This window comes from Novosphingobium sp. SG751A (assembly GCF_013149295.1).
In the GTDB taxonomy this organism is placed as follows: domain Bacteria; phylum Pseudomonadota; class Alphaproteobacteria; order Sphingomonadales; family Sphingomonadaceae; genus Novosphingobium.
The window spans coordinates 192,292-209,170 of record NZ_JABGCB010000008.1; the positions used below are offsets into that span (position 1 = coordinate 192,292).

Below are 16,879 nucleotides of genomic sequence, written 5' to 3' on the forward strand. Positions count from 1 at the left end.
TTTCGCCGGGGAGTGCGACATGGCCACCTATCGACCCGATCAACAGGTGGCGGATGAACGAGCCATTGTTCCGCCACTCGTTTCTGGTTCCCCTTCGCGGCGCTGGACATGTCCGGTCCAGTATATGCAATGTCTTGTCTGTTTCCTCGACATTGCGCTGATCGTTGCCGCCACTACGGCGTTGCGCCTGTTACTGCCCTTGCTGGGCGATCATGCTGCAACGCTGCGTCTCGACCGGATCGGCATCATGGCAGGCGCGCTGTTCGCCCTGATCGCCCAGCTTGTCGGCGCTTATGATCTGCCGGTTCAGTTGTCGGCCGGCCGGTCGGCCATGCGGGCGGCCCATGCCTGGACGGGGGTGACCTTGTTCGCGGCCGGGGCGGCCATGACGATGCTGGATCTGGTGCGGATCGCGCCAGAAGCGATTGCCTTATGGTTTTTGGCCTGCGGCCTTTCGCTGATGGCGGGGCGGGGCGCCATGGCGGGCATCATGCGCCATTTGCGCCGACAGGGCCTGTTCGATCAACGCAGCGCTGTCATCGGCACAGGGCGCGATGCGGCGGCCCTGCTGCGCTATATTTCCGAACACAAATTGCTGAACCTCAAACTGATCGGCTTTTTCGGCGAGGTTCCGGCGCCCGGGCGCCCGGATGGCGCCTTGCCCTATCGGGGCGATTTCGACGCCTTGCTGCTGGCGATCCGCGATGGGGCGGTCACGCGTGTCATCATCGCCATGCCTGCGGGCCGCGAGCGGCAGATACGCGCCATGGTCGCCCGATTGGCGCAAACCCCGGTCGAAGTCCGTCTGGCTCCGGTGGGCGAGGGCTTGTGGACGCGGCACAGTTTGGCGGTGCTGGGCGAAATGCCCGTGGTCACTTTGCAGCAATGGCCGCTCTCGCGTCATCAACGCTTGCTCAAGGCGGGCGAAGACTGGGTTCTTGCCCTGATCGCGCTGGTGGCGCTGATGCCGGTGATGGTGGTGGTGGCGGCGATGATCCGTCTGGATTCGCCCGGCCCCATCCTGTTCCGCCAGCAAAGGCAGGGGTTCAACTGCCGCACATTCGGCATTCTGAAATTCCGCACAATGCGCGCCGAGGACGATGGCGGCGACGCGGTGGTTCAGGCCCGACGTAACGATGCCAGAGTGACGCGGGTGGGCGCCATTTTGCGCCGCACCAGTCTGGACGAGCTGCCCCAGCTTATCAACGTGCTGCGCGGCGATATGTCCCTGGTCGGCCCGCGGCCCCATGCGCCCTCGACGCGGGCCGCCGGGCGTCTGTTTGGCGATATCGCGCAATCCTATCCTTCGCGCCACAATGTAAAGCCGGGCATGACCGGATGGGCGCAGGTCTGCGGCTGGCGCGGCGAAACCCATAGCGAGGAACAGTTGCTGGGCCGGCTGGAGCATGACCTGTTCTATGTGCGCAACTGGTCGATCTGGTTCGATATGCGGATCATGGTCCGCACCATTGCCATCGTCCTGCGCCAGCAGAATGCCTATTGAGACAGGCTATGCTTCGCGGCGCGCGCGTTCCGGGGGGGCGACGCGGCGGCTGGTCGATGTGCTGTTGAACAGGGCCGAGCCTTTCAGGAAATCGCGCAAGAGAAACGGCACATTGTCCTCGCGCCGCGTCCGAAACCGGCGCAAAACGCGCCACAGCAAATGCCCCGTCAGCCATGACAGATCGGCAAGGATCGCATAGAGCCGCCCGTGATTGACAATGAAATAGCGCCGCCTTGCATGAAACCAATAAGGCGGAATACGCTTTGCCCGCGACCCGGTCAGGCCAGTGCTTTGCCCCGCGATATGCATGACGCAGGCGGTGGGCAGATACCAGCATTCCCAGCCATCGCGCCGGGCGTTGAGGCAGAAGTCTGTTTCCTCGAAATAGAGGAAATAGTTCTCATCCATCAGCCGCGCGGTCAGCAATGTGTCGCGGCGCACCACCATATTCGCGCCGCACACCCAATCGACGGGCTGGGCGCGCGGCTCCATGACCCTTGGCACCTTGTGCCGGTCGAGCAGTTTCGTCACCGGGCCAAGGCACGCCCCGCGCTCGATTTCGCTCAGCGCCGAGGGGAAGCGGAAGGCAAAGGGCCATGGGCTGCCGTCGCCTTCGAACAATTGCCCCCCCGCGATGCCCGCCGTCGGGTGGCGGTCAAAAAATTCGAGGAAAGCGCGCAAGGCGCCGGGATAGACCCGCGTGTCGGGATTGAGCATCCAGAACAGATCCGGCGGCGTATCGAGCGACAAGGCCATCAGAAAGGCCAGATTGTTGCCATAGGCAAAGCCGCCATTGATCGGCGCCCGGACCAGCTCGGTCCACTCGCTCCAGCCCCGCTCGATGATCGCGGCGGCAATGATATGGGCCGAGCCATCGCTTGAGCAATTGTCGACAATGACGACCTTCGTTGAGCGGAATGTCAGGATTTCCGGGGCCAGACTGGCCAGACAATCCACCACCAGCAAAGGCGTCCGATAATTGACGATCACGATCATCAGGCGGGCGCCGGCCTGCGCATGGGGCTGGCCGGTCATCGCAAGGGCGCTCCGGGGCGAAGGCTCGAACCTTCCTGCCAGATGGGCGTGACCGGTGGCGAGGCGATCGCAAGGGTGGGGCTTCTTTCATCGGGCAGAGCGCTGGCGAGGGCCAGCGAAAGGGCGCGCGCCAGACTTTCGACATGGGGGGTCTGCAAGGCGCTGTGATGGCCGCCCGGCACCATAACCAGCCGTACCTCGCCCGCCGCCCGTTTGCCCCAGCCCAGCAGGCAATCGGTATAGGCCATGCTGGCGGGGCGGTCATCATGCGCGCCGGTGCCGCATGTCGTTTTGAACAAGACCACGTCGCCGCCTTCGAACACGCCTTGGGGATGATGCGCGCGACGCGCCCGTTTCCACACATTGGCAAAAGCGCCCGCAGGCCCGGAGGCCGGGCGCCGCACCAGAATGCCCGCCCGATACAGCAGGCGGGCGAGGGAGAAGATCCTTTCATGGGCTTCGACATCGGCGCCATCGATGATGCCGACAAAGGCGGTGCGCTGCCCCATGGCCTGCAGTTGCTGGGCCATTTCAAAGGCGATCACGCCGCCTGCGCCCAGCCCTGCCAGCAAATAGGGCCCATGGGGCTGCATCGTCCGTATGCGCGCGATATAGGCCTTGGCCATCCGGGCGATGGTTGCGGGCTGGGCGCCGCCGTGGTCATCCTGTTTCGGCGCAATGCCCAGGATCGGGCGGTCATGCACCATCAGCGCGGCCAGCGCTTCATAGATCGCTATGCTGCCCGATCCGTCATGGATCAGGAAGAGGGGCGTTCGGATTGCTTCAGGGGAGGCAACTGGCAGCACTTCCTTTTCGGATCGCGCAGCGATCAGACCGCAAGCGCCACCGGTCACGCCATTAAGCAGGCCGGGCGAGGGCGGATAAAGCGATTGCAGAAAAGGAGGCTCCATCGCCTTGCCGCCACCCGTCAGGCCGCAGGCGCGCAGATCCCTCGCCGCCTGCCGATCCTTCAACTCCGACAGCGTCCGGCCCGGACCTATGTTCAACAAGACGCGATCAGGCGTGGCCATGATATGCGCCAGCCCGTCCATGAACCGGTCCGGCTGGTGCAGGCGTCTTGTCCAGTAATGCGGGTTGGTAGTCTGCTCCGATGTGATCCAGTCCCCAGTCAGCGCAGAGATGAAAGGCAGCATGGGCGGGCCAAGTCGGATAGAGGCAAGCGTTCGGGAAAAGGGGTGCAGTATGGCGTCGCATGCTGTCGCGGGGGCCGGAAAGGGTAAGCCCGAAAGCTGGGTTTCCAGAAATTGGCCATGCGCGCGCAGGATGGTTATGGCTTCGCGCAGAGTAAACACACCCGCCAGATGCGCGGCGGCATATTCGCCGCTGCCCTGACCAATCATGGCGGCCGGATGGATGCCCCGCGCCATCCACAGCCGCGCCAACGCCACCTGGGCGGCGAACAGAAAAGGTAGGGCAACGCCATGCGCGGGACGGTCGCTCTTTTGTCTTTCCTCTGGCCGGGGCGCCAGCCATTGCCTGAGCAGCACGCTCTCTTCGCCCGTCAGGCATTCAATGCATTCATTGATAACGGCCCGAAACACCGGCTCGCGGCGATAGAGATCCGCGCCCATGCCGAAATCCTGCGGCCACTGCGCCGACATATCCATACCGGCAAACAAGAACGCCACAGACCGACCTTCGGTTTGCGACAGGCAGTCGTCACGGCGCGCGCTGCCGGCTTTTGCCTCGCCCGGATGTGTCTGTCCCCGCTTGCGCGGTGTCAGGTGGGAAATGTTGAAGGAGTGGTTTTCCTCATCCATCGATTTAAATCCCTCTTTCTTGCACGGTGGGCCAAAAGGGCTCGCGCTGATGATGTTTGACGGCGGCAATTCCTGCCTCGGCATCCGGCGTCATGCCTTGGGGTAAACAGGCGAGGGCAGAGCCGGGCAGCGCGGATCGCAATGTGGAGAGCTGCGTCCATGCCGCGCCCGCGGCTGCTTCATGCCCATGGCAGGTCGCCTGCTCATCGCCGGGCCGGTCGCACGGTCCGCCGTGGCATTTGCAGTCAGACCGGGCGTCGTCAGGGCGGGCGCCTTCGGGCGCGGTCGCCCGCTCGGGCATGGTATAGGGTTGGAGCGTGCCGTCGCTAAGCTGCTGCACGCGCAAGCCTGTGCGATAGACCATCGCGCCGCTCAGGATGGGATGGGGGATAAAGCGTTTCGCGTTCAGGTCGGGCCGGCCCAGATAGCCGCGCGCCACGCCTTCGCCCCCGATGGCCAGTTCGCCGGGAAGGCCGGGGGGCAGGGGCTGTTGATGGCTGTCCAGAACAAGAGCATGCTGATGCGCCAGCGGGCGGCCCAGCGGCACGCGGCCGGGCGCGCCATCGAGCCGGTGTGCGGCATGCCAGGCAGTCGTTTCCACCGTGCCATAGATGGCCGTGGCCCTTTCGCCCATCAGCGCGTGCAGGGTTTGCGCCAACTCGGCAGGCACAGGCTCTCCGGCAAGGAACAGGGTCTGCGTGCGCGCCAGTTGCTCCATGCCGGCCTTGTCATCGACCATCCGCTGTGCAAGTTCTGGCGCGCAGCACAGATGCGTCACCCCATGGCGAACCATCAAGGCTGTCAGCGCCCGCACATCCGTCTGCCTCGAGGCGGCGTCAAACCCATCGCCCGGCGCGGCAAGGATGACATGGCACCCGCGGCTCAACCCCCAGCATAGTTCCAGGATACAGCGGTCGAACTTCAGATCGGTCACCGCCAGCCAGATGCCCGGCTCTGGTATGTGGCGGTCCATGCCGCACAGCACGTTCGCCAGATTTCGATGCTCGACCATGGCGCCGATGAAAGGGGCCTGCGCGGCGGTCGAATAGTTCAGGCAGGCCAGATGATGCGGACGGGCGATGTCGGGCAGCAGCAGATCGCAATGTCCGGCCAGCGGCTCCCAATTATCGTCAAGGCACAAGACCGTTGCATCGCTGCACGGCAGCGTGAGCATTCCGGCCTTGTCCGTGACGACGATGGCGGGGCGGCAATCGGACAGGATGCGGGCGATATGTTCGCTTGGCTCGCCGGGCGAGAGGGGGACGCAGGCGCCGCCCGCCTTGTGGATGGCAAGCAACGCTATGACCATGTTGGCGGAGCGCCCCATATGCAGGCCGACCAAAGCATCGGTTTTTACGCCCAGGCCCAGCAGATGTTGCGCCAGATCGTCGGTGCGCCGGTCCACCTCGCCGAAGGTCAGCGTCCGGGCATTGCAGGTGATGGCGGGGCTGCCGGCGGCCTTTTGCGCCTTTCGGGTGAACAACTGGTGGTGGCACAGATCATGGGGCCGCGCGGGTCTGTCCTGCTCGATCTGGCGTTTCATATTGTCCCGACAGATCAGCGGCAGCGAGGCGATGGGGATGTCCGGCTCGGCCTTTGCCGCATTCAGAAAGGTTCGGAAGCCCGCCTGCATCGCGGCGATTGTTTCCACATTTAACCGTTGTGCATCGTGAAACCACCGGCAGGCCCCGCTGTCCGAGCGCAGGGCAATGGTCAGATCCGCGCCGGGATGGGGGGCGCCCTGTTGCAGATCATCGACGATCAGGATCGCCACCGGCAGGGCGGCGGGATCATCGATCCCCTTTCGGCGCAAGGAGGGCATACGGGCGAACAGGTCTGCGGCATGGCCTATCCGGCGCCTGACTTCGCGAATGTCGGCGCCCAATGTCTCGCGCAGCATTGAGAGGCCATGGTTGAAATGCAGGCCGATGTTCAACGGCAATTGCGCGGCAAACCAGGGTTCGTATCCTTGAACAGCAGCCCGCAGCACCGGATCGGCATAGCCCAGATCGAAATGGGCGTGATCGCGCCCCTTTTGCTCGGCGATGCGGCCCAGATAGCCGACCAGCGCGGCCATTACGGTGCGGTCGGCCGGGCTTCTGGGGCCTTCGGGACAAAGGCCGCGCAGATCGGCATGGCGGGGCTGGCTCTTGTCTTGCGGGTTCGTTTGGGTAACCAGCGGCAAGCGCAGTGGGCGAAGGCGGGTCAGTCGGTGGCGCCACCATGGTTCAAGCCGGCCAATATCGCGGCTCAGCGCGGAAAGATCGTGGCGTTGTCTGACCGACAGGCGGTCCAGAACGGCGCCGGACACATAGCCGTCGCGGGCAAGCCGTCCGGTCAGCGAGACCGCCAGACCTTCGCATGTCGTGATGCGGCCGATTTGCAGGTCGCGGGTTGCGGTGGCCACCACCATGGCACCGGGCTGCACCGACAGGATCGTCCCGGCGGGCTGGGAAGATCGGCGATCCTGCACCGATGCGGTTCCCACCAGCAGGACATGCCCGTTCATGCTGATTTTGGGAATGACCAGCCGGTTGGCATGGGCGCCATGGTCGAGGGCGCGCACCATATGCGCAATGCGATGTGCATCGGTGTGCCAGTCGATCATGCCCGCGTCAGCGGGGCGCGGATCATGCCCGTGGGAATGGCTGGCGCTTTTGCTGTGCGGCCGCGCAATGATGCTTCCGGTTGCCAGTCCTGCGATCAGTGTGGAAAAACTGCCTCTTGCGGCGATCAGGCATTTGGCCTTCAACGACACCGCGCTGTCGTCGTCCTCGATGTGAAAGCTGTGGGTCAGCAGCAGGTCGTCGGCCCCCGGCTGGGCGTCGATCAGGTGCCAGCTGATTCCGTGGCGTCTTTCACCATGGAGCAGCGCCCAGACCGGAGCGTCAAGACCGGCATAGCCGGGAAGCAGTCCGTCATGGACATGAATGGCCGCCCGGCGAGGCATTGCCAGCACCGGGGCGGGCAAGACGGGCGGATCGCTCAGATTGAACAGGTAATCGAAGGGGGACAGCCCGGCATCTTTGAGCAAGGTGGCCTGCTTCAGCACCGGTATGCCCATCAGTCCGGCCCATTTTGCGATGGCGGGCTGATCGCTGACGATGGCGGTCACCTCATGGCCGCGATCCCGCCATTGTCTGGCGCATTCGGGCAGCAGTCCGTCCGATCCGATCATCACGCATCGCATCATGAGAACACCACATGCCGGTTGCGCGACCGTGCCGCCGGCACGCCGATGATGATGGCGCCCGCGATCAGTATCACCATCATCCAGCCGTTGACGCTCTGTTCGCTGACCGGGCATGTCTGGGCCTCGGCATGGCGTGGGGCGGTTGCGGGGCGGGCGGTCTGTTCGAACCGCGCCGGCGCGCGCGCCTGATCCGTGGTGCAATCAATGCGGTGCATAACCAGCTTTGTTGCGGCATGTCCCGGTGTGCCCAGAAAAAATAAGGTGGCGATTGGCCAGGCGTAATTAGAAATCGCCATAAATATTCCTTTTAATTTTATTAAAAATGACAATTTATTTGTATTCAATGATTTTAAAATTATTTTTTTTTGCTTTCATGAAGTAGGCTAATTGGCCCAGAAAATGCGGCAATTTGGCCAGAACCATCAGATTGGCAGTCTGGGCGTCATGACGTTGGAATATGCGCCACCACAGCAACGGCCACAGCGGCCAGGCCAAAGGCAGCGCCCACACGATATTGCTGATAAACGTGCGTCTGAGGCCCGGATCGTCGCGGGCGGGATCGGAAAAAGCCTGCGCGATGGCATGGCCGTTACGCCGATTACGTTTCCACCACTGGCCAAAGCGGTCCATGGCCGCATCGTGCAGCGTCATTTCATCGGCAATGCGATGGATGGTCCAGCCGGCCTGCCGCAGGCGGAAACACAATTCGGGTTCTTCCCCGGCGATCAGTGAGGGGCAAAAACCGCCCACCGCCGCAAAGGCATCGGCGCGCACCAGCGCATCGCCCCCGCAGCTGTGTGTTTCGCCCAGCGAGGTGTTCCATTCCAGATCGCACAACCGGTTATAGGGGCTGGAATGGGGGTGGCGTTCACGCCTGCGCCCGCAGACGGCGGCAATCCGTGGGTTGCCCAGCAGCGTGGCGATGGCGGCCGTGGGCCAGCCATCCACCATCTCGCAATCGCCATCGATGAATTGGACCAGCACGACCGCCGGATCAAGAGAGCGCAGGCGGGCAAAACCGGCGTTGCGGGCGCGTGCGGCGGTGAAACCGTGCTCCGGGGCGAGTTCGACGATGCTGCAACCCATCGCGCGCGCCAGATCGGCGCTGCCGTCGGTCGAGCCGGAATCGACATAGATGATCGGATAGCCATGCGCGATGATGCTGGCCAGACAGCCGGGCAGGCGCGCAGCCTCGTTGCGACCGATCACCACGACCCCCAGTGCCGGGGAAGGAAGTGAAGGGGTGGGGGGGGGGGACATGGGACAGCCTTTCGGGTCAGGGTTCGCGGCTGGTGCGGACCCACGCGCTTTGTCTGGCGCGGGCGAGGCGGCGATAGATGGGCAGTTTCCAAAAGAGATAGCGGGGCAGTTGCAGCGCCATCGCACCGGGCAGAATGCCGCGCCCCAACGCCAGCCAGACCCCGGCCAGCACCGTGAGCGCCCCGGTTCCGGCGGCAACAAGGACCAGCAGCGGCGCAACCGGCCCGCCCAGCCCCGATCTGCCCAGCCCCGCCCCTGTCAGCACCGCAGCCACCAGCAGGACGGCCCCGCACACGATGGCGATGGCGGCCAGCAAGGCCAGCGGCGGTATGGCCAGATCGGCGGCCAGAACGAGCAGACCCGCCCGCCCCGAAAGGCCCGCCCGCATCAGCCGGGGCCAATAGTGCAGGGCGGTCAGGATCGAGCCATGCTCCCACCGGGTCCGCTGGCCCTGCGTGGCGGTTTGGGCGCTGGCGTGGCTGGTAAAGCAGGCGTGGGAATCGAAGCGGACCGCGCAGCCCCGCAAACGCAAGTCCAGCCCGAGCTGGAGATCCTCGACCAGCGAGGCGGTTTCGAGCGGCGCGGCGGCGAATATCGCCCATGGAAACGCCATGCCGGTGCCTTGCAGCAGCGCGCCGCCGCCCAACCGTTGCAGGCCCCGCTGGCGGACGAGATTCTTGATGAGGAAGGCCAGATTGGAGACCCGCACCAGCGGGGCCGCCGCCGGGGCTGTGGTCAGCAGATAGCACCCCTGAACCACGGCGCCAGATTGGTCGGCATGGGCGGCAAGGCGGGCCAGCGCGCCCGGTTCGGGCCGACAATCTGCATCGACGATGATGACCACCGATGGCGCATCGGCCCGCAGCGCGGCGCGGCCAAAGGCCAGCGCATAGGCTTTGCCGCGCCGGGTTGCGTCATGGCGTTCCACCACCTGCGCCCCACCGGCGCGGGCCAGCGCGGCGGTGTCGTCGCGGCAATTGTCGGCCACCACCAGCATGCGGTCGCAGGGGCGCAATTGCGCCGCGATGGCGGCCACCACGGCGGCAATCCCGGCGGCCTCATCATGTGCGGGGATCAGCGCCACAAAGGGCGGCGGCGCGCCATGAGGGCGCCATGGCGCGCGCGCGACGCCCGCAAGGCATTCGAGCGCCAGCATCAGCAGCGGCCATCCTGGCAACAAGGCCAAAGCCCAGTACAGGAGCGCCAGCACCGTCTAGGCCAGCGGACGCAGAAGGTCGGCCAGATCGGCGACATTCTCGTCCAGATCGTGGGCTGCCTCGACCCGCTCGCGCCCGGCATGGCCCATGGCGCGCAACTGGTCCCCCGGCGCATCGAGCACGGCGTTGATCGCCCCCGCCAGAGCTGTGACCGATCCGGGGGCGATCAGCCAGCCCACCGATGGGTCGATCAGTTCGGGAATACCCGCGATCTGGGTCGAGATCACCGTACGGCCCAAGGCCAGCGCCTCGATGATGACAATGGGCAGCCCTTCGGCAAAGCTGGGCAGGACCATGGCGCGCGCGGCCAGCATCGCCCGCCAGACGCTTTGCGCATCGCACCATCCCATCAGCGTGACCACACCGTTCAGGCCCAGTTCGGCGATTTGGGCCTCGATTTCGGGGCGCATCGGGCCATCGCCGATGATGTTGAGGTGCAGGTCTCGCGTCGATGCCACCATGGCGACGGCCTCGATCAACAGCGGAATGCCCTTTTGCGGGCTGAGCCGCGCCACGCACAGCAGGGCATGGCCGGACAGTCCCGCATCGGTGATCGGGGTCACATGGTTCATGAACTGGGGGCCGCTGCCGCAACGGATGACGGCGATCTTGGACCAGTCGTCCGGCGCGGCCCAGCGCATGATCTGGCTGCGCCCGAACGCGCTGATCGCGACGACAAAGCTGGCATCGGCCACCTTTTCGCGCAATTGCAGCCTTTCGGGCGCGTCAAATTCGTCCGGCCCGTGCATCGTTAGGCTATAGCTGAAGGCGCCAAGGCGGATGGCGATGCGCGCGACCGTGGCCGGATTGGTGCCGAAATGCACATGGATGTGGCGGATGCCCTCGGCCTCCATCCGGTCGGCCAACCGACAGGCTTCGAGCACATAGGCGGCGCATTGGACCAATCGGGCGCCCCCGTGCCGCAGGGCCGATCGCGCCACGCCCAGAGCGCGTAAAAACGCCCTAGGTCGGCGGGCGGCCCGTTTCAGCGCGGGCCACAGCATCACCGCGATGCGGCCATCGAGCAGGATGAAAGTGTTGTCGCGCTCGTGCAGGTCGCAGGCGTCAACCAGAAGATCGGGGGAAGCGCGAACGGTCAGCCGCGTCACGGCAAAATTCTGTCGCTCCAGGGCAAGGATCTCGTTGCGGATGAAGCTGTGGCTGTTCTTGGGATAGACGTTGGTCAGATAGGCAACGCGGGGCCGGTTGGCGGCGGGCGCCGCTTCTTGCGCATGTTCGATGTTGCGCGCAGTGATCATGGCTTCGGTCATGATCGGGACGCCCGGCCCGGCAAAACCGGCCGATCAACGCGATGCACGAAGGAATAGGGGCGTTGCTGCATGGAGGTCCCATTCTGCTGGCCCGACATCGAAGACCGATCAGGCGCCATCGCCATCGTGTCGCATCGCAGGGCCGGGCGGCATCCGCCCATCACCGGGCCGCAAAGCCTGTGGGGCCTTATGCCTCCTGTAATTGCCCAACGTAGGCTGCAGACTGTGGCGGGGGGTGCAGAACCCATATCAAGGTGCCCGTGTCGCCGGGCGAGAGCCGCTCAGGCATGACGTTCATGGCCATGCTGCGGGGGTTTTATGCGCATTTTGCTGATTGCAGAGAATATATCGTTGCATCTCAGTGGAGAAACATTGCTTCCCCATTGCTATATCGAAAAATTCATCGAGCGCGGCGAGGATGTTTATGTCCTGTGCCATGAAAGGGTTCGTGAAAGCCTGCGCGATGAATTGACGGTTGAGCAATTTGGAAAGGTAAGATTTGTCGGTGATACGCATTTGCAAAAGGCGTTGTTTCGGCTCGGGCGCTATTTCCCCTATCGGATTGAGGACCTCATCTTCAATCAACTGATCCAGTTGGTCACGCAGTGGCGGATGCGGCGCATGGCCAGACGCATGGTGGCGCAATTCGACATCGATGTCGTGTTCCAGCCTGCGCCCATCGCGCCGCGCACGATCAGCCTGATGTTCGCTCTGGGCGCGCCGGTGGTCATCGGCCCGATGAGCGGGGGGATGAACCTGCCCCCGGCGTTTCGGCGCATGGACGGGATGTTCGTGCGCATGGCGATTGGCGCGGCGCGTTGGGGGGCGGGCATTATGCACTGGATCTTTCCGGGGAAATTACGCGCCGCCGCTCTCATCGTGGCCAATGAGCAGACGCGCACGCTGTTGCCATGGGGCTATCGCGGGCGCGTGCATCAGGTGATGGAAAGCGCGGTCGATCTGGACCGCTGGAAGGCGCGCCCGGACGTGCCGCGCGATCCCGATGCGCCGGTGGCTTTCATCTTTTGCGGCCGTTTCGTCGACTGGAAAGGCATCCGGCTGCTGGTGCATGCGTTTGCGCCGCTGGCGCGGGCTGGCGGCGCGGTGCTGCATCTGGTGGGCGATGGCGAATTGTATGATGAAATCGCCCAGCAAATCACGCGCGAAGGGCTGGGGCGCCATGTGCGCCTGCATGGCCGGCTCGACCGGGATCGCTATCAGGCGTTGCTGCGCCAATCCGATGTCTATGTCACATCATCGCTGCGCGAATGCGGCGGGATGGCGATGATGGAGGCGATGGCGGTGGGCCTGCCGGTCATCGGGCTGAAATGGGGCGGGGCGGAGCAATATTCCAGCCCCGATTGCGCGCTGCTGGTCAATCCGGTGACACAGGACATGCTGATTTCGGGCCTGACGGAGGCCATGCGCCGCCTGACTTTGTCGCCGGCCCTGCGCCGAACAATGGGGCTGGCGGCGCGCGCGCATCTGGAACAGGCGGGCCATGGCTGGGTCGCCAAGGCCGACCAGGTGCTGGCTATTCTGGACGAGGCGGCGCAGGCCGAGAACCGGGCATCGCCGCGCAGGGCTGTGAAAGCCCGGCAATGTCCGCCCTCGGCCTTGCCCGCCGCGCATGGAACGGTGCGCTGAGATGGGCGCCCCGGCATTCCCGCAGGTCGACATCGTGTTCTACACGCGCCAGTTGCACAATGGCGGCGTGGACAGGGTTATCTTCAATCTGGCCGAGGAGTTCCTGACGCGGGGGATCACCTCGGCCATCGTGGTGGACATTGACAATGTCCACTCGCCGTTTCGAGGTCTGATCCCCGACGGCATCGGCTATGAGGTGCTCGACGCGCGCGGGCCGATCGCCCGATTGCTCAAGTTCCGCCGCTACATCCGCGAGGCAAGACCGGGGGCGGTGATGTGCGCCAGCTTCGGCTTTCCCAACCTTTATGCGGTGGTGGTGCGCTGGATCGCGGGGGTCCGGTTTCGCCTGATGCTGACCGAACATTGCTTTCCCTCGGTGGATGCGGCCAGCCCCCGGCCATGGCATTCGCGCTACTGGTTTTTCGCGCTGGCGCATTATCTCTATCCCTTTGCCGACCGTATCGTGGCCGTGTCGCGCGGGACGGCGCTGGATCTGGCCAAGGTGATCCGCATTGATCCCGATGGCATTGCCTGCGTCTATAACCCCATCATCAGCGATGCGCTGATTGCGCAATCGCGTGAGCCGGTGGACCACCCGTGGTTCTCGGACGGGCGCGCGCCCATCGTCATCGCGGTGGGAAGGCTGGAGCCGCAGAAGAACTTTTCCCTGCTGATCCGCGCCTTTGCGCAGGTGCGGGCGCAAAGGCGCGCGCGGCTGGTCATCCTGGGCGATGGGGCGCAGCGCGATATGCTGCGCGCGCTCGTCACCGAACTGGGGCTGGATGATGATGTGGCATTGCTGGGCTTTGTATCCAATCCCCATGCCTATGTGGCCAAGGCGCAGTTGATGGTGCTGTCATCGGATTTTGAAAGTCTGGCCAATGTCGTGATCGAGGCTCTGGCCGTTGGCACGCCCGTTGTCGCCACCGATTGCCCCTCTGGTCCTGCCGAAGCGCTTAATGGCGGTGAATGCGGGACGCTGGTGGCGGTGGGTGATCTGCCCGGGATGAGCGCGGCCTTGCTTGACGCGCTGGACAAGCCGTCCGCGCCGATCCGGCGCGGCTGGCTGGACCAGTTCGGTACGGCGCAGGTGGCGGATCGCTATCTGGCGCTGCTGGCCGCAGATGCTTGATGGCCTTTGTGGCGACGCATCCCGCTTGGCGGCGGGCGATGTCCAGCGGGGTCAGTCTGGTGGCGGTCACGATCATCGCCTCCAACTTGCTGCGCATCGCCAGCACGATCATCCTTACCCGCGTGCTGTCCCCGCTCGACTTTGGCGTAACCGGGCTGACGGGGGCCATTCTCAACATCCTGCTGATGATTTCGGATGTGGGGTTCGGGGTCTATATCATCCGCCATGCGCGGGGGGATGACGGGCGGTTGCTTGATGTCATCTGGACCGTCCGGCTGGTGCGCGGCGCGGGTTTGACGCTGTTGCTGGCGGCGTTTGCCGGGCCTTTGGCCGGGGCGCTGGGTAAACCGGAGCTGGGGATGGCGATTGCCGTCACGGCGCTGCAATTCGTGCTGGATGGCTGCTCTTCTCTGGCGCCCTTTACCGCGGTGCGGGACGAGAAGCTCGCGATGCTCAGCCTGCTCGACATCGCCGGCGCCGTGACCCAGACCGTGGCGGGCGTGGCGCTGGCTCTGTGGCTGCACAGCTATTGGGCGATCATCTGGGCGGGGCTGATCGGCACGGGGATAAAGTCTTTGCTCAGCTATACGCTGTTTCCCCATGCCGCGCGCCGTTTTGCCTGTGATGCGCATGAGGCGCGCGAATTGTGGCGCTTTGGCCGCACGATTGCGGGGGCGCATACGATACAGGTGCTGCTCTCGAATGTGGACAAGATCGCCTTGTCGCGGATCTTTCCGCTGGGGCTGTTTGGCCTCTATTCGCTGGCGGTCAATCTGTCGGGCGCGGCATCCGGCTTTACCACCCTCTATCCCAGCCGCATCCTGCTGCCCGCCTTTGCGCGGGCGCAGCGCGAAGGCCCCGGGCAACTGGCGCTGGCCTATTATGACAAGAAGCGCGCGATGATGGTGTTCTATATGATCGCGATGGGCGGGTTCATCGCCATGGCCCCGTCGCTGGTCGATCTGCTCTATGATCCGCGCTATCAGGCCGCCGCAACCTATCTGCGCGCTCTGGCTCTGGCCCCGGCCATTGCGATGAACAATTACGCCGCGCGCGAGGTGCTGATTGTTGTGGGGCGCATCCATACGCTGCTCTATGCCAATCTGGTGCGGCTGGTCTGGCTGTTGCTGGCGGGGGTGGGGGGCTTTGTGGGCTTTGGGCCGCTCGGTCTGGTGGTCGCGGTCGGTTGCATCGAACTGCCCGTGCAGGTCTATTGCTGGTATGAATTGCGCCGGGCCGGGCTGTTGCGCATCGGCGAGGAGGCGCTGATCCTTGCGGGTCTGTTGCTGGGCATTGTGCTTGGGATGACGGGGAACCTGCTCTATGGCGCGCTGTCGCTGGCATGGCGGGCGGGCTGAAACCGGGTGATGACCACCTGAGCCCGGCTGACCAGTCCGGCCCCTGCGGCCAGCAGCAGGACATAGCTTGCCTCGTTGCGGCCATAGCTGGTGGTGGTCAGGCTGGCCATCATGCCAACCAGACCGGCAAAGCACCCCGTCGCGGCGGCGCTGGCATGCCCCTCCAACCGGGGGCCGCGCAGGAACAGGGCCGTCAACACCGCAACGAGTATCGCATAATACAGCGCCGCGCCGATGATCCCGCTGCGCATGAGGATGGTCAAAGGCTGGTTGACCAGATCGATGATGCCTTCGCCCTGTCGCAGATGCTCCAGATGGGCATAGATATTCTCCATGCTTTGCCCGATCAGCCAATGGTCATCCATCAGCTTCAGCCCCGATGTCAGCAATTCCGATCGGTAATCGACTGAGCCTGCCGCATCGTCTCCGGTTCCCATCGATGCGCCCAGTATAGGGAACGCATGGGATAGCATGAGCAGCGCCCCCGCGCATAACGGGATTGCCGCCGCCATGCCGAGCAGCGCCAGCCACTTGCGTTTCTGGACCAGCCCGGCGATCAGCCCCACCACGACCACGATGTAGCAGATGCGCGCCAGCGTGAAGAACATGCCTGTCGTCAACACGGCCAGCGCCGCGCCAAAGGCGATGGATGAGCCCAGATGCCGCCGCAAAGCCACCAGCAGCACGACATCCATGCCCAGCAACATCGAAAGCCCGGTGGATTCGGGAAAGGTGGCGCGGCTGCGCAGCAAGCCGCCGCGTTGCTTGACATAGCCTGAGCCGATTTCGGGATCGGCGCCTGTTGTCTGAGGCATGGTGTCATAGAGCAACCAGTGGCGCGGCGCTTCAAAACTGGCGATCAGCGCCAGAATGCCGCCGCCCATCACCACCGCCAGCATCAGATCATTGGGCGAGCGCGAGCGGACAAAGGCCCGGCTGACCACGACATAGGGCAGGGCAAGGTTGAGGATGATCTGGTTACAGGCCCGGATTGAGTAGGTGACATTGTTGCCCCGGCAATCCATGAAGGCCTGAACCAGCATCATCAGTGCGAACAGGCCATCCCATCGCGCAAGGCGCGGTTCGCGCAGCCTTTCCCCCGCCAGCAGCATCGCCAGCACAAACCCCGCGCCCAGCAGATGGTCATAGGTCAATTGAGCATAGGTCAACCCGCCGGCCGCGATCGTATAGGTCAGCAACGGCATGAGAGGCATACACATCAGAAACAGCCTGCGCCGCAATTCCATCGCGCCGGCCGCAGGCAGCAGCACACCGGCCATGCTCAGGCCGGGGGCAACCACCATCAACCCCATGACCCCCATGGCAAAGACAAGGTAATTGCCGCCAAATGTGCCGATGGTCGGCAAGGCCAGCGCGGCGATGATCTGATGCGTGCCGGTGACATGGCGCAACCGCCCCGGCAAGAGCGCCGCGCCCCACAGGATCAGCAGGCTGAGCGCCGCAATGACATAGATCGCCAT

13 protein-coding genes are annotated in these 16,879 nt (G+C 64.4%); 4 read left to right on the forward strand and 9 right to left on the reverse strand.

What is annotated here, in order from left to right:
- Nucleotides 1–19: 19 nt before the first annotated feature.
- Complete coding sequence (locus FHW96_RS12850) at nucleotides 20–1,504, forward strand: undecaprenyl-phosphate glucose phosphotransferase (protein WP_172340968.1); 1,485 nt, start codon at nucleotides 20–22, stop codon at nucleotides 1,502–1,504.
- Nucleotides 1,505–1,510: 6 nt separating this feature from the next.
- On the opposite strand, the gene FHW96_RS12855 is transcribed toward FHW96_RS12850, so the two are convergent.
- From FHW96_RS12855 to FHW96_RS12890, 8 genes are all read right to left on the reverse strand, one after another.
- Nucleotides 1,511–2,539: a glycosyltransferase family 2 protein gene (locus FHW96_RS12855; RefSeq protein ID WP_172340969.1), complete on the reverse strand. Its 1,029-nt coding sequence runs from the start codon at nucleotides 2,537–2,539 to the stop codon at nucleotides 1,511–1,513.
- Complete coding sequence (locus FHW96_RS12860; RefSeq protein WP_172340970.1) at nucleotides 2,536–4,320, reverse strand: thioesterase domain-containing protein; 1,785 nt, start codon at nucleotides 4,318–4,320, stop codon at nucleotides 2,536–2,538. Before FHW96_RS12860 ends, FHW96_RS12855 begins: the two co-directional genes overlap by 4 nt.
- Nucleotides 4,321–4,324: 4 nt before the next feature.
- Complete coding sequence (locus tag FHW96_RS12865) at nucleotides 4,325–7,498, reverse strand: AMP-binding protein (RefSeq protein WP_253950941.1); 3,174 nt, start codon at nucleotides 7,496–7,498, stop codon at nucleotides 4,325–4,327.
- A gap of 11 nt (nucleotides 7,499–7,509) precedes the next feature.
- Complete coding sequence (locus FHW96_RS12870; protein ID WP_172340972.1) at nucleotides 7,510–7,728, reverse strand: hypothetical protein; 219 nt, start codon at nucleotides 7,726–7,728, stop codon at nucleotides 7,510–7,512.
- Nucleotides 7,729–7,843: 115 nt separating this feature from the next.
- Nucleotides 7,844–8,773: a glycosyltransferase family 2 protein gene (locus tag FHW96_RS12875; protein ID WP_172340973.1), complete on the reverse strand. Its 930-nt coding sequence runs from the start codon at nucleotides 8,771–8,773 to the stop codon at nucleotides 7,844–7,846.
- A 16-nt stretch (nucleotides 8,774–8,789) separates the two neighbouring features.
- A complete protein-coding gene (locus FHW96_RS12880) occupies nucleotides 8,790–9,929 on the reverse strand; it encodes a glycosyltransferase family 2 protein (protein WP_172340974.1) in 1,140 nt (379 codons plus the stop codon).
- Between the two features lie 57 nt (nucleotides 9,930–9,986).
- Entirely contained in the window at nucleotides 9,987–11,261 is a 1,275-nt protein-coding gene (locus tag FHW96_RS12885; protein WP_172340975.1) for a glycosyltransferase, read from the reverse strand.
- A gap of 294 nt (nucleotides 11,262–11,555) precedes the next feature.
- A complete protein-coding gene (locus tag FHW96_RS12890) occupies nucleotides 11,556–11,906 on the reverse strand; it encodes a hypothetical protein (RefSeq protein ID WP_172340976.1) in 351 nt (116 codons plus the stop codon).
- Between FHW96_RS12890 and FHW96_RS12895 the strand changes: the two genes are divergently transcribed.
- From FHW96_RS12895 to FHW96_RS12905, 3 genes are read left to right on the forward strand one after another with little or no spacing between them, the layout of a single operon-like run.
- Nucleotides 11,883–12,908: a glycosyltransferase family 4 protein gene (locus FHW96_RS12895; RefSeq protein ID WP_172340977.1), complete on the forward strand. Its 1,026-nt coding sequence runs from the start codon at nucleotides 11,883–11,885 to the stop codon at nucleotides 12,906–12,908. The two genes, FHW96_RS12890 and FHW96_RS12895, sit on opposite strands and share 24 nt — an antisense overlap.
- The gene (locus FHW96_RS12900; RefSeq protein WP_172340978.1) at nucleotides 12,892–14,040 is read left to right on the forward strand and encodes a glycosyltransferase; all 1,149 of its coding nucleotides are present in this window, start codon (nucleotides 12,892–12,894) and stop codon (nucleotides 14,038–14,040) included. The genes FHW96_RS12895 and FHW96_RS12900 overlap by 17 nt, the downstream gene beginning before the upstream one ends.
- Nucleotides 14,041–14,078: 38 nt before the next feature.
- Nucleotides 14,079–15,398 carry an oligosaccharide flippase family protein gene (locus FHW96_RS12905; protein WP_172340979.1) on the forward strand — a complete coding sequence of 440 codons (1,320 nt, stop codon included), beginning with the start codon at nucleotides 14,079–14,081 and terminating at the stop codon, nucleotides 15,396–15,398.
- Here FHW96_RS12905 and FHW96_RS12910 read toward each other — a convergent pair.
- Nucleotides 15,362–16,879 (reverse strand): O-antigen ligase family protein, encoded by a 1,518-nt coding sequence (locus FHW96_RS12910; protein ID WP_172340980.1) that lies wholly within the window; start codon nucleotides 16,877–16,879, stop codon nucleotides 15,362–15,364. The genes FHW96_RS12905 and FHW96_RS12910 overlap by 37 nt on opposite strands.

Coding starts and splice junctions, on each gene's coding strand:
- FHW96_RS12850 (WP_172340968.1), top strand. CDS start 20: ATGGCCACCTATCGACCCGATCAACAGGTGGCGGATGAACGAGCCATT.
- FHW96_RS12855 (WP_172340969.1), bottom strand. CDS start 2,539: ATGACCGGCCAGCCCCATGCGCAGGCCGGCGCCCGCCTGATGATCGTG.
- FHW96_RS12860 (WP_172340970.1), bottom strand. CDS start 4,320: ATGGATGAGGAAAACCACTCCTTCAACATTTCCCACCTGACACCGCGC.
- FHW96_RS12865 (WP_253950941.1), bottom strand. CDS start 7,498: ATGATCGGATCGGACGGACTGCTGCCCGAATGCGCCAGACAATGGCGG.
- FHW96_RS12870 (WP_172340972.1), bottom strand. CDS start 7,728: ATGCACCGCATTGATTGCACCACGGATCAGGCGCGCGCGCCGGCGCGG.
- FHW96_RS12875 (WP_172340973.1), bottom strand. CDS start 8,773: ATGTCCCCCCCCCCCACCCCTTCACTTCCTTCCCCGGCACTGGGGGTC.
- FHW96_RS12880 (WP_172340974.1), bottom strand. CDS start 9,929: ATGCTGGCGCTCGAATGCCTTGCGGGCGTCGCGCGCGCGCCATGGCGC.
- FHW96_RS12885 (WP_172340975.1), bottom strand. CDS start 11,261: ATGACCGAAGCCATGATCACTGCGCGCAACATCGAACATGCGCAAGAA.
- FHW96_RS12895 (WP_172340977.1), top strand. CDS start 11,883: ATGGCCAGACGCATGGTGGCGCAATTCGACATCGATGTCGTGTTCCAG.
- FHW96_RS12900 (WP_172340978.1), top strand. CDS start 12,892: ATGGAACGGTGCGCTGAGATGGGCGCCCCGGCATTCCCGCAGGTCGAC.
- FHW96_RS12905 (WP_172340979.1), top strand. CDS start 14,079: ATGTCCAGCGGGGTCAGTCTGGTGGCGGTCACGATCATCGCCTCCAAC.
- FHW96_RS12910 (WP_172340980.1), bottom strand. CDS start 16,879: ATGGCGATCTATGTCATTGCGGCGCTCAGCCTGCTGATCCTGTGGGGC.